Annotated in this window: 10 protein-coding genes; 5 read left to right on the top strand and 5 right to left on the bottom strand. The window is 58.2% G+C overall.

Going from position 1 to position 11,911, the window contains the following annotated elements; all coding sequences use genetic code 11:
* Positions 1 to 215: 215 nt before the first annotated feature.
* Entirely contained in the window at positions 216 to 512 is a 297-nt protein-coding gene (locus tag HZZ13_RS00925) for a hypothetical protein (protein ID WP_197957808.1), read from the top strand.
* Here HZZ13_RS00925 and HZZ13_RS00930 read toward each other — a convergent pair.
* Positions 484 to 1,218 (bottom strand): hypothetical protein, encoded by a 735-nt coding sequence (locus HZZ13_RS00930; protein ID WP_197957809.1) that lies wholly within the window; start codon positions 1,216 to 1,218, stop codon positions 484 to 486. The two genes, HZZ13_RS00925 and HZZ13_RS00930, sit on opposite strands and share 29 nt — an antisense overlap.
* A gap of 260 nt (positions 1,219 to 1,478) precedes the next feature.
* Between HZZ13_RS00930 and HZZ13_RS00935 the strand changes: the two genes are divergently transcribed.
* From HZZ13_RS00935 to HZZ13_RS00945, 3 genes are read left to right on the top strand one after another with little or no spacing between them, the layout of a single operon-like run.
* Complete coding sequence (locus HZZ13_RS00935; protein WP_246504232.1) at positions 1,479 to 3,047, top strand: amidophosphoribosyltransferase; 1,569 nt, start codon at positions 1,479 to 1,481, stop codon at positions 3,045 to 3,047.
* Positions 3,044 to 3,730 (top strand): HAD family hydrolase, encoded by a 687-nt coding sequence (locus HZZ13_RS00940; RefSeq protein WP_197957810.1) that lies wholly within the window; start codon positions 3,044 to 3,046, stop codon positions 3,728 to 3,730. The genes HZZ13_RS00935 and HZZ13_RS00940 overlap by 4 nt, the downstream gene beginning before the upstream one ends.
* Complete coding sequence (locus HZZ13_RS00945; protein ID WP_197957811.1) at positions 3,727 to 4,629, top strand: NAD(P)-dependent oxidoreductase; 903 nt, start codon at positions 3,727 to 3,729, stop codon at positions 4,627 to 4,629. The genes HZZ13_RS00940 and HZZ13_RS00945 overlap by 4 nt, the downstream gene beginning before the upstream one ends.
* Positions 4,630 to 5,337: 708 nt before the next feature.
* On the opposite strand, the gene HZZ13_RS00950 is transcribed toward HZZ13_RS00945, so the two are convergent.
* The 4 genes from HZZ13_RS00950 to HZZ13_RS00965 all read right to left on the bottom strand — a co-directional run bounded on the left by HZZ13_RS00950 (position 5,338) and on the right by HZZ13_RS00965 (position 10,505).
* Positions 5,338 to 6,804 (bottom strand): NAD-dependent succinate-semialdehyde dehydrogenase, encoded by a 1,467-nt coding sequence (locus tag HZZ13_RS00950; protein ID WP_246504233.1) that lies wholly within the window; start codon positions 6,802 to 6,804, stop codon positions 5,338 to 5,340.
* A gap of 9 nt (positions 6,805 to 6,813) precedes the next feature.
* Complete coding sequence (locus HZZ13_RS00955; protein ID WP_197957812.1) at positions 6,814 to 7,743, bottom strand: dihydrodipicolinate synthase family protein; 930 nt, start codon at positions 7,741 to 7,743, stop codon at positions 6,814 to 6,816.
* A 159-nt stretch (positions 7,744 to 7,902) separates the two neighbouring features.
* A complete protein-coding gene (locus tag HZZ13_RS00960) occupies positions 7,903 to 9,054 on the bottom strand; it encodes a glycoside hydrolase family 88 protein (RefSeq protein ID WP_197957813.1) in 1,152 nt (383 codons plus the stop codon).
* Between the two features lie 248 nt (positions 9,055 to 9,302).
* Complete coding sequence (locus tag HZZ13_RS00965) at positions 9,303 to 10,505, bottom strand: CaiB/BaiF CoA transferase family protein (RefSeq protein ID WP_197957814.1); 1,203 nt, start codon at positions 10,503 to 10,505, stop codon at positions 9,303 to 9,305.
* A gap of 264 nt (positions 10,506 to 10,769) precedes the next feature.
* Between HZZ13_RS00965 and HZZ13_RS00970 the strand changes: the two genes are divergently transcribed.
* Positions 10,770 to 11,861, top strand: a complete 1,092-nt coding sequence (locus HZZ13_RS00970; protein WP_197957815.1) for a LacI family DNA-binding transcriptional regulator — start codon at positions 10,770 to 10,772, stop codon at positions 11,859 to 11,861.
* Positions 11,862 to 11,911: the final 50 nt, after the last annotated feature.

Below are 11,911 nucleotides of genomic sequence, written 5' to 3' on the forward strand. Positions count from 1 at the left end.
ATCATCCACCAGCTTCTTTATACGGCACCCCACCAATTTGTGAGCCTATCATATGCGCCACGGGCGAAATACTGGCGCGTCAACAACAGCTGACCGGGCTCTACGCGCAGGCGCGCCGGGCCAAAACGTGCCGGCCTTCGGTTACGATCCCTCGCGCAAGGCGCCGGGCACCAGCCTCACCGTAGCCGCAGATAGCCGCCGGAGCTTCTTAAGCCGTGGACTTCCCGCTCGGAGCATTGGAAGTGGCGACGATGACCGGCTTCCCCAGCGCTTTGACGACAATCGACCCCTTCAATCAAATGCGGAGACAGTGGATCTACCGGAAATACGCGGGCGGTGGCGAGCCGTTCTTCTCGGTGTTGACGCGCCATTCGCTGCGCTTGGGGACGCGTAAGGCCGATCGGGTAGATCTTCACCTCGTCTTCCGTGATCCTCATCCGCAGGAAATTGCGGTGACTATCAAGCCTCATGGAGCTGAAAGCGTCATTGTGGTTCATCTTGTAGCGGGCTGACGTGAGGTACAGGTAGATTCCGAAGCAGTAGCCCCCGAGCAATGCGCCGACGAGCGTCATCTCGGCGAGGAAGACAACGATGCCCGGCAAGTGCCAGCCTCCAAACGGCGGAAGCCAGCCCGCTCAGATAATCGAATAACTGAGCCGCAAGGATCGCGACCGTCGAATGCACCGCGCCATTGGCCGCGGAGATCAACTGTACAACCCTGCTGTTCCCTTCCTGGCGCTTGGTATAGGCCCAGAAGCCCAGGCCGAAGAGAAGCGGCACGAGCACCAGCGAGTCCGGCCAGAGATGCACCGTTGCGAGCCCCGCCGGCCAGTAGATTGCTCCGCGCAGAAAACAAAAGCCGGGGTTCAGGCTCACGAAACTGAAGTTGCCTTTCAGCAATTCCAAGCTTTCCGTCCTGCTTGGATAGCAGGCTGCCGCCTCGCAATCTTCGTGCGGTGAATCCGGCTTCGTTTTGAGCTTGAGTTCGGTCACCCGCCTGCCGAGCCATGACTTGTTGTCGTCTTTCGGATCGAGAACCACGTTGTCCTCGAGCTGGTGCGTGGGGCGGAGAAACGCTCCGCCGCCGGAGGTGATGAACTGCGTTACGCCGTCGTTGCCTGAATATCGGCTGTAGTGATGCGTATCGCCCGACAACACGATTGGGATTTGCAGGTTCCGCTTCGCGTTCACAGGAAGGCTTTCAACGACTTCAAGCACTCGCACCTTGTCGCTCCGGTGTGGCGCTTTTCGCACACAGTCGTAGCATCTTGAACACCGTGTGAGGGCCTGAACGACGCACAACACTCACTGAGAGTGGCTCGTCTTCCAATTCTCCTCGCTCTAGAACTGGCAGCCAGCATTTTTAAAGGAGTGGTACGACGCTTGCTTAAGGATGAAGCGAACTTCCGCCTTCACAGGGCACATTAGCCATGCGAGGCGCCCCGCCAGATCGGCTCCTTAAAAAAGTGGGTGACTATATGTCCGGTGTCGCCGGTGCGTTTCTCTGCGCTTCAAGCGAACCATCGTCGCGTGTTATTGATCAGCTGAAGAAAATGATTCCGACACTTGCACTCCGTGGGCAAGCAGGTGTCGCGGTCTCTGCTTTCATGCAAGAGCGTGGGATCCGATATGGGAGGGCCTTTCAATCGAACGATAATTCAGTACGCATTGACGGCATCGAACAGGACCCGCGCTTTCGGCCTCATGTTGCAATCGCGCAGATCCGTAGCGGAGGTGATGACTGCGACGTGCAGTCAATTCCTATCCGCCATTTTGCAATTTCTCTGGACGGCGCCTTGGTGAACGCTCATGAACTCAGGAGCGAATTGCTCTCTCAAGGACCACTGATAGATGCCAACACAGACGCCGAGCTCTTGCTGAGGTGGATTGAACGATCTTGCGAACGAGAATATTGGCGTCACGGCTTGCCCGCGGACTACGAAGCTATCTTTCGCGAGCTCGATGATCGTATCGATGGTGCCATTTCCGCGCTTTTGCTAGATAAGAACGGTGATCTTGTTGCATATCGCAATCGAAGCGGTTTGCGACCATTGGAGACTATGCGGGCAAGTAATGGATTGTTGCTCTTTGCTTCCGAAAATTGTGCCTTCGCTGGCTTGGAAGGGGAGACCCAGCAGCTCTTGCCTGGGAGCATACAGCGCGTGGACGCCAAGACGGGCGGCAGAGTTGACCATACCCTGAACAGCCGAGGATGTAAGGCCAAACTCTGCGCCTACGAAACCCTCTATTTGGGAAGTCCGAACACGTCGGTCGAGGGCCATTCACATCGCCAGACTCGTCACAACATCGGGCTCGCCTTGGGAAGATTCGTTGCGGAGCGACTCCAAGCAGACCCACTCTTGATCCCGCCAATCGTGTCCTCCATGCCAAATACTGGGGGGCCGTACGCCGATGGTCTATTTGAATCACTCGCCGAACAGGGCGTGCTCGCCGAGCGTAGTGACGTAGTGGCAACGCAATTTCTTGAGCGAACGCTCCTGGGCAGAGCCGGGGCCCGACAATCTCGCATTGCTCAGAAGTATCGCGTCTCTGAACCTGCCGTCGCCAAACGGACCATCATAGTTGTCGACGAGGCCCTCATTCGAGGTGATACCAGCAAAGCCGTCACAACGATGCTACTTGCCGCTGGAGCCAAAGCCGTACATTGGGCAATTGGTTCGCCGCCGATAGTTGCTCCACACTACTACGGCATGGGTATTGATACTCTAGATGAGCTCGCATTCTGGCAGGCATTGAAGCGGCTGCCGCCCGAACTACGCGCCCAGTGCCTTCGCTTCCACAGGATGGACCCGCCAGCCCTTAAAATCATTGAAAGCAACATTGCGACGGCGATCCAAGCAGCAACAATCACTTATCTGCCTTTCCGTGCCTTTGTATCCATATTAGCCAACAGGCTAGAGGGCATCGATTTGTCACCCTTCACGTTGGAGATGCCGACCCCCGCTGGACGGCAGCGCGCGGACAGAAACTTGGAAGCTGTGCTGGCCGCTCTTCCTGTCAATACCCGTCTGAGGTCAGCATCATGAAACCCACTCTCGTATTTGACTGGAACGGAACACTGCTCGATGACACGTACGCGGTGCTCGAAACGACGAACGTCATTTTGGACCGCTTCGGTCGTCCGATCATCGATATAAACACCTTTCGAGAGCATTTTGATGTTCCCCTTTCTCGTCTCTATCGTGGCCTCGGAATGTCGCAGGAGGAGGTTGAGATAGTGGAGCGTGATGAGGGCGCACTATTTCACGACACATACGAGCCTCTTGCGGGTAAAGCTGATTTACGTGAGGGGGCGCGCAGAGTGCTCGAGTTAGCGCGACGAGAATCTGCACTACTCATCATCCTCAGCAACCACATAGTCGCGCCTCTACAGCTCCAGCTGAGGAGACTTGGAGTGGATGACTACGTCACCGAGGTGCTCGCCTTTGAAAGCCGCGCCATGCAATACAAATCGATGAGCAAAGGAGAGCGGCTTCGCCTTTATATGCACAGGTACAACCTGAAGCCGTCGTCAACCTTCATCATCGGCGATATGCCCGTCGAGACTGATATTGCACGCAATCTCGGGCTGAAAAGCATATCCATTACCGGGGGATTTGTTTCGGCGTCGCGCCTGCAAGCCGCAGGCCCAGATTACACCATCAACAACCATCACGAGCTGTTGCCCATCCTACAAAGCCATGGCTTCTTTCGGAATGCTAGATTATGAGCGACGGATCATCAGCGAACGCGGCTCCCAAAACGATCAAGCAGAGCATAGGGCTTATCGGAGCGGGGCGCATGGGAACAGGTATAGGCATCAGCCTGCTGCGTCAGCAAAGCGAACTCCACATCAAAGTCAACAAGAACCGGTTCGGTGCTGATCGCCTGATAGGTGCAGGGGCCCGCGAGCATGCGTCGATCGCTGAGTTGGCGCAGCATGTAAGTGTGGTGGTGTTGTCCTTACCGTCCAGCCGCGAAGTTGAGACGGTGTGCCTCAATCACGATGGACTGTTTGCTCATATGTGCCGAGGAGGTTTGATAATTGATTGTACGACCTCGTATCCGGCATCGACCATTACATTGGCGAAAACGGCGCAAAGACGAGGTCTAAGCTTTATTGATGCTCCAGTAACACGAAGCCCCGAGCAAGCAGAGCTCGGCCTTCTCAATGCGATGGTCGGATCGGATGCAACACTCTTTCCCGTCGCTGAACGCATTCTTGCTGCGTTTTGCGAGACCATTATGCATGTTGGAGATGTCGGACACGGCCACAAGCTCAAGCTTGTTTACAACAGCATGACTATGGGCATAGCTGCGGTCGCCGCTGAGGTCTGCCAATTCGCGGATAGTCTACAGATAGATCTTGTAACACTACGCTCTTTGGTCAGTCGGGGCTCTACGAACAGTGGAATATTCCAAGCCTTCGCCGCCTTCTTGTTGGGAGAGAAACCAGATGCACTGGCAATCTCGATTGCAAATGCTGCAAAGGACATCGAGTGTGCTGTGCGCCTAGCGCGCGAGAGTGCCGTTTCCGTGCCGGTCCTGGATGCTGCCGCGCAGGAACTCAACCTCTCAGTTGTCGCAGGCAAAGGTGAACTGACCCTACCACATTTGGCCCGATCGTAGACGCTTGGTATGGCTCCAAGCGCGGCATTTCTCCACGAGTCCTTGATGCCCTCGACTCCCTCCGCATCGAGAGCAATGATTGGGACGAGATGGTCCGCATCTTCAAAGAAGTCAGGGGGCGTTTCTTATGACGATGGAGTGGAGTTCGATCCAAACAGCGTCAAGGTCAATCGCATTCGCGAGGAAACCGAGTAGGCGGCCTGCGTATCACCGCCGACGCATTGGTCGATACCGCCAAGGCCCGTATCGTTATCAATATCGCCTTTGGTGATGCGGTCGAATCGGGTCTACTGGAAATGGACCTGTCGGTTCTCCACGATCTTCCTGCTCTGCATCTCTCGCGCTTCTGCACGTGAGACGATCATCGCCGAGAAATTCCAGCCGATGGTCATGCTGGGCCGCACCAATATTCGTGGTGCTCGCGGGCTATCATTGGCGCGGATACTTGAGGGCTTTGGCACACGCAGCTGTTATCCATCCGCGCTGATCTGCCGGACAAAGTATCTCATTTCTGCTCCCGCCTGAAAGAACAAGAAGGTGTGGGTCCAGCAAAGAAAAGGACCGCTGCCGGATTTCTCCGGCAGCGGCTCAAGTCTGGGGAGAAGGCAGACGTACCGGTCTGCCAGCGGAGAAGGACGGAGCGCTTGAGGCGATCCGGCGGCACTAACGAAGTCGTTCTGCTCCGGTTTGGTATCTGGTAGTGCCGTTCTAGCTCGCCTGGCTCACAAATTTGGTGTCGAGATAGCCCTCGATTGCCTCGAGGCCACCTTCCGAACCGAAGCCGGACTCCTTCGTTCCTCCGAAGGGCACTTCAGGAAGCCCAAGCCCATGATGATTGATCGATACCATCCCGCATTGGAGATCGGTCCCGATAGCGGCCATCGTTGCGGCGGATCGCGTGTAGGCGTAGGCGGCGAGCCCGTAAGGCAGTCGATTGGCCTCCGCGACAACCTCGTCATAGGTTTCAAACCGCACAATCGGCGCGACAGGGCCGAACGGCTCTTCATTCATGATGCGCGCTTGAGGTGGAACATCGGTCAGGACCGTCGGCTCGAAGAAGTACCCCGTATTGCCGATACGCTTGCCGCCGGTGCGCAACTGGGCGCCGCAATCGAGAGCGTCCGCGACAAGGCTCTCCATTGCATCGACCCGCCGCGAATTGGCGAGCGGCCCCATCCGGCTATCTCTTTCAAGGCCATTGCCAACCTTGATCGCGCTGGCCTCGGCAACGAACCTCTTAACGAAATCTTCATAGATACTCTCATGCACCAGAAACCGCGTCGGCGAGACGCAGACTTGCCCCCCGTTGCGGAACTTGTTTGCCGACAAGATTCTTGCGGCTTTCTCGACGTCGGCATCCGGGAAAACGATGGCAGGCGCGTGGCCGCCGAGCTCCATGGTGGCGCGCTTCATATGGGCGCCGGCAAGGGCTGCGAGATGCTTTCCGACCACGGTCGAACCGGTGAAGGAAACTTTCCGGATGATAGGATGGCGTATGAGATAATCTGAAACTTCGGATGGCACCCCGAAGACGAGATTGATCACGCCCGCCGGCAAGCCCGCATCCGCGAAACTACGCACCAGCTCCATGCAGCTCGCTGGCGTCTCTTCAGGTCCCTTGACGATGATGGAGCAGCCGGCTGCAAGGCTGGCGGAGATCTTCCGCACGGCCTGGTTGATCGGAAAATTCCAGGGCGTAAATGCCGCAACCGGCCCGACCGGCTCCTTGGTCACGAGCTGGGCAATATTGCCAAAGCGCGCCGGGACGATCCGTCCATATGCACGCCGCCCTTCCTCGGCGAGCCAGTCGATGATATCGGCAGCAAGGAGCGATTCAGCACGCGATTCGGTGAGCGGCTTACCCTGTTCGAGCGTCATGATCGATGCGATGCTGGCTGCGCGCGAGCGTATGAGATCGGCGGCCTTGCGCATCGTCCTGTATCGGTCAAAGGCCGAAATCTTTCGCCAAATCTCAAAGCCCTCCTTAGCGGCCGTGATCGCACGATCGAGATCGCCGCGGGACGCATAAGGAGTTTCGCCAATTGGCTGTCCGGTCGCGGGGTTGAGGATCTTTTCCGAGCGATCCGAACCCCCTTCCGTCCATTCGCCGGCAATGAACATCCTGATCTTGGGGTACACAGGTTCTGCCTGCGTGGCTTGTTTACGGCGCATCATGCCCGCACCTCAATGTCCCCAGCGAAGAGCCAGCGGGTTGAGCTCACGCGCGAGCTCGATCAATCCAGCTTTCGTCGCCGGATGGATCTGCTCGAGCGGATGCCGCACGGCTTCGCATTTGATCACGCCACCTTCAGCCATTACGCTCTTGGCGGCGCGCAGGCCACACTGGCGGTTTTCGAAATTGATGAGCGGCAGCACCCTTGCATACGCAAGAGCGGCTTCCTGCCTGTCGCCCGCTTTGTGATGATCGAGCACGGGGCGGAGCAGATCAGGCAAGAGCGCGCTTGACATTGTTCCGATCGCACCGGCATCGAGGTCTGCCATCATGGTGATGGCTTCCTCCCCGTCAAAAGGACCGATGATGACCTCACCGCTGAGCTCGATCAGACTGCGCAGCTTGGCAGCCGCAAACGGCACCTCGATCTTGAAATATCTGGCGAGCGGCACCTCGCAAGCGAGCCGGACGAGAAAAGGCACCGTCAATGTAACGCCGGAGAGCGGCGCGTCCTGGACCATGATTGGAATGTTGGCGGCATCGGCGACCCGGCCGAAATGCCCGATCATGGCGCCTTCATCCGCCTTGAGGCTTGCACCATGATAAGGCGGCATCAGCATGAGGAGGCTTGCGCCACGTTCGGCCGCATAGCGGGCGCGTTGCACCGCAATCTGGGTGCTGAAATGGCTGCAGGTCACCATGACGGGCTTGCGGCCCGCGACATGCGAGAGGCAGAGATCGACCAGAATATCGCGTTCCTGATCCGACAGCAGGAACTGCTCGGAATAGTTGGCCAGAATGCAGATTCCGTCCACGCCTTGATCGATCATGCAATCGAGCACGCGCCGCTGCCCTTCGAGATCGAGATCTCCAGATTCCGTAAAGGGCGTCGGAGCGACCGGGAACAGGCCGCGATAGACGGGAGTTTTCGCATTTATCATGTAGAGGATTCCAGACAGGAAGCAGTCAGTTGCTGTCGAACTCGATCAGCCCATCGCAGACATCGATGCCGTCGCACTTTTTGGACAGATTTGGCGTGGCGTCACAAACAAGATTGGTTTGGAGCTTTGCTCGCGTCGGAACCCTTTCGCGCCTCCTCATTAGATCCAGCCAGGCGGCACCAGATCGGTCAGGATGGCAAGGCATTCAAACAGGAAGTAGCTTCCGAAGATCAGCTCGACGTTCTGGGCCGCATCGATATCGCGCACGATCGCCTTTCGGGTGAAGCAGCCGCCGGTGAGCATTCCAGGCGGGCGCGGGTCATCGGGAGCAGTCGGTGTCAGGTATTTCGAGCTCAGCTGAGTAACTGTGCGCTCCGCAAATGATCGATATTTGGCGCCCTGCTCAGGACCAAGTGCGGATGCGAGGCGCAGCGCCGCGGCAGCAGCAATAGCAGTGGCTGCAGTATCCCTGCTGGTGTTGGGGATCGCCGGATCGTCGAAATCCCAGAAGGCAATGAGATCCGAAGGGACATGGTCGATCCACCAATCAAGAAGGCGCACGGCGTAGTCGCGCCATAGCGGTTCGTCCGGGCGGACCATGGCGGCGTGAGCGGTGTAGAGCATCGCCCATCCCTGCGCCCGGCCCCAGGTGCTGATATCGCTATATCCCTTGTGCGTGTGCGTTCTGAGTATCTTGCCGGTGTGTGGATCAAGCGTGGAAGACTGGATAACTGAATTGTCCTGCCGCACATGGATCTCCAGGACACGCCGCATATGTGCATTGGCGACCTCCTCCATCCGGGCATCGGAAAGCTCGTCCGCGGCCCAATAGAGCAGGCCCGTCGCCTGGAGCGAGTCGATGCTGCTCTCGGACGCTCCGACTGCGCTCGCCTCCTCGGCATCCCTGCCCAACGGTATCAGTCCGAGGTGTGGATCGAACATATCACGAAGCGACCTTGCTGCTGTCAGAGCCACCGCGCGCGCGTTTTCTTCCTTGAACAGGATGCTGCCGAGGGCGCCGGCATGATAGAAGCCGAAGCCCTTGAACGCCGTAAGCCGCTCGGCACGCGGCAACATTCGGCTTAGCGCAGCACGCGCGTCTTCGATTGGGAACTGCCTGGGATCAGCGAGATGCGCGAGCCACAGCTCACCAACAAATGCCCCGCCGGTCCAATCGCCATCGGGTGTAAACGTCCATTTTCCGTCGGCGGCATTCGCCCAGTGTGGCAAGCCCGAGCGTGCAGCGTCCCGAGTCTCGGCAATGCGCTTCAGCATACGCTCGCGCGCTAGCAGATATTGGCTTTCCGACATGGCTTCTGGCCCAACATAATACTCGCCGCGCGGCTTTGGCCTGACGGCAACTTAAAGCTCTTTACCAACAGATCCTGGACTGGCGTGAACGGTTAGTGTTCACCAGACTTCCAAGCGTGCCTTGGTTGCGTCGCTGCCGAGGAGCACGCCTCGTCAGAGCACCCCAGGGAAGGCCGCGTGCAAGTTTATGCGGATCACCATACCCTCCTGACGTAAGCGTGCTACTTTCGAGAATCCTCGTTGTTCGTTTAGTGATACGAGTCCGCAGCACCGATGGCGCCAGTATCGTAGAGATCCTTCAATTTCCCGGCGTCATAGCCCAGCTCTTTCAGAATCTCTTCCGTTTGCGCACCGAGCTTTTGCGGCGGCAAACGCACGCCCGGCTGCTCGCCGTCGTAGCGCACCGGATGGCTGACAAGGGTGATAGGAGTTCCGGTCGCGCCGGTCACGACCTGAAAATTTCTGTTGTGCGCAATCTGCGGATCCGCAACGACGTCCGCATAATCGTTCACCGCAGCGTGCCAAATTCCACGCGCCTCGAACAAGACGATGCATTCGGTGGTTGTGCGTTTGGCGACGCTGGCCGCAATGATGGCTGAGGCCTCGTCCCGCCGGCGATAGGCCTCCTCGTCGGGAATTCGCTGGTCGGCCGGAAGGCCAAGCGCGTCTGAGAGCGCCTCCAGCGATCCCAAAGAAATCGCAATGTGTCCATCGCGTGTCGCATAGATGCCGTAAGGTGCACCGTAGTACCAGCCGGCCACCGGGCCCGGCTGGCGGACGTCGTCAGGCCTTTGGCCGTTCAGGTAGCAGGTAAAAGATTCCATCTGCAGGTCGAGCGCAGCCGACAGCAGGCTAACATCGACGCGGCAACCCTGCCCCGTCCGCGCTTTCCTCACCAGGGCAGCCAGGATCCCCGCCGCAAATAAGGCGGCGCCGTGATGATCGATGGCGGAAACGCCGACAGCCCGCGGCCCCTGCTCGCGACTTCCGGTGATCATCGCAAGTCCTGAGAGCGCCTGGATCAAGAGATCCTGGCCTGGGCGATCGACATAGGGCCCGTCAGGTCCGTAGCCGGAGGCAGCGGCATAGATGATCTGCGGATTGATCTTCTTTGCATCCTCGTAGCCGAGACCAAGCTTGTCGAGCACACCCGGGCGGAAGTTCTCTGCGATGACATCCGATTTAGCGATCAGTTGCCTTGCGATGACCACGGCTTCGGGTTTTTTCAGATCGAGCGTGAGGCTGCGCTTGTTTCGGTTTCCCGTCAGAAGCAACATCGATTGGCCGTCAACCCGCTTGTCCGCCCCGCCCCATTTCCTCTGAAAGGCTCCCCCGGGCGGTTCCACGGCGATCACGTCCGCACCGAGGTCGGCGAGAAACTGCACGCCAACCGGACCCATCAGAAAGTGATTGAGGCTGAGGACACGAATGCCCTTCAAGAGATCGACCATACATCCTTGCTTTCGGTTTGACCTGAAATCGAGCTGTTGGCTCTCGATTTATGAAATCGATTTCAGACTTAGGCTTTGCAAGAACCGGAGTCAAGCGCATCGACCAACTTTCGGATGAGATTCGCTTCATCCCGCTCCATCTGCGCATGAGAGGGCCAGAAAATAGCGCCGATGGCCCGCATAGAGGGCTTGAGAAGGTGGCGCTCGTGATGGTTTAACCCTTTTGAGGGGAGACCCTCTCCTTCTCCTGGTGGACCAACGCAAATGGACAAGAAACCTGTAATCGCGCTAAAAGGCCGCCAGCAGCCGCGCGTGAAGATCGAGGACGTTGCCCGGAAGGCGAATGTGTCGCCGGCGACGGTGTCGCGGGTTCTCAATCACCCCGATATCGTACGGCCGGAGCTTCGTGACAAGGTCATGCGGCATATCAATGACCTCGCCTACACGCGCGATAGCGCAGCTAGAGCATTGAAATCGGGACGCATGCGGACCGTCGGCGTCATCGTTCCGACACTGGCACTCGGTATCTTTGCAGAAGGCGTGGAAGCGCTCCAGAACCGCCTCAGCGAAAGCGGCTACACGCTGTTCATTGCGAATTCGCAATATGACCAGCGGCGTGAATTTCAGGAGCTGCAAAGTCTCATTGAACGCGGCATCGATGGAATCGTGCTGGTCGGAGCTTCCCACGGACGGGAGCTGAGGAGCCTGATCGAACAGGCAGGCGTACCTGTCATCACCACCTATGTTGCCAAGGCCGGCGGCGGCATCCCAGCGATCGGAATCGACAACGAAAGCGCCACCCGCGAGATAACGGAGTATCTGCTAAGGCTTGGACACGTCCGTTTCGGCGCGATTGCCAACGTTGTCGCCGCGTCCAACGACAGATCCCGCGCCAGGCTCGAGGGAATTCAGCGCGCGCTCTCGGACGCCGGTCTCCCGCTCAAGCCAAGCCAGATCGTCAAGGCCGATTATTCGCTTGCGCAGGGCCGTAGTGCCCTTCGTCAACTCCTCACCGATCATCCGGACACGACAGCAGTAATCTGCACCACCGACACGCTTGCCATCGGTGCAATGGCAGAGGCTCGCAAGATGGGGCTGGCCGTACCGTCCACGCTTTCCATCACAGGATTTGACGATGTGGAGCTGGCGGCGCAAATGGACCCGCCGCTCACAACAGTCAGCGTTCCGGCAGCAGAAATCGGCCGGGGAGCCGCCGATTATCTCATCAATGCCATTGCCGGAAGTCCTGTCCCGAGAAGTGTCGTGTTGCCGTATCGGCTGGTCATGCGGTCATCGAGCGCCCCGCCGCGCTCCAGCGTCCGTCCCGCCCGTCGCGGGCGCAGTCGAGATCATTGACCGGGCCACGGTCCTGATAAGTATTGCAGAACCGTAGCCTGGCCTTCGTG

It is taken from the genome of Bradyrhizobium agreste, assembly GCF_016031625.1.
Taxonomy (GTDB): Bacteria; Pseudomonadota; Alphaproteobacteria; order Rhizobiales; family Xanthobacteraceae; genus Bradyrhizobium; species Bradyrhizobium agreste.

Bases quoted from the DNA above. Each gene is read 5' to 3' on its own strand.
- HZZ13_RS00935 (WP_246504232.1), top strand. From the start codon at position 1,479: ATGTCCGGTGTCGCCGGTGCGTTTCTCTGCGCTTCAAGCGAACCATCG.
- HZZ13_RS00940 (WP_197957810.1), top strand. From the start codon at position 3,044: ATGAAACCCACTCTCGTATTTGACTGGAACGGAACACTGCTCGATGAC.
- HZZ13_RS00945 (WP_197957811.1), top strand. From the start codon at position 3,727: ATGAGCGACGGATCATCAGCGAACGCGGCTCCCAAAACGATCAAGCAG.
- HZZ13_RS00950 (WP_246504233.1), bottom strand. From the start codon at position 6,804: ATGATGCGCCGTAAACAAGCCACGCAGGCAGAACCTGTGTACCCCAAG.
- HZZ13_RS00955 (WP_197957812.1), bottom strand. From the start codon at position 7,743: ATGATAAATGCGAAAACTCCCGTCTATCGCGGCCTGTTCCCGGTCGCT.
- HZZ13_RS00960 (WP_197957813.1), bottom strand. From the start codon at position 9,054: ATGTCGGAAAGCCAATATCTGCTAGCGCGCGAGCGTATGCTGAAGCGC.
- HZZ13_RS00965 (WP_197957814.1), bottom strand. From the start codon at position 10,505: ATGGTCGATCTCTTGAAGGGCATTCGTGTCCTCAGCCTCAATCACTTT.
- HZZ13_RS00970 (WP_197957815.1), top strand. From the start codon at position 10,770: ATGGACAAGAAACCTGTAATCGCGCTAAAAGGCCGCCAGCAGCCGCGC.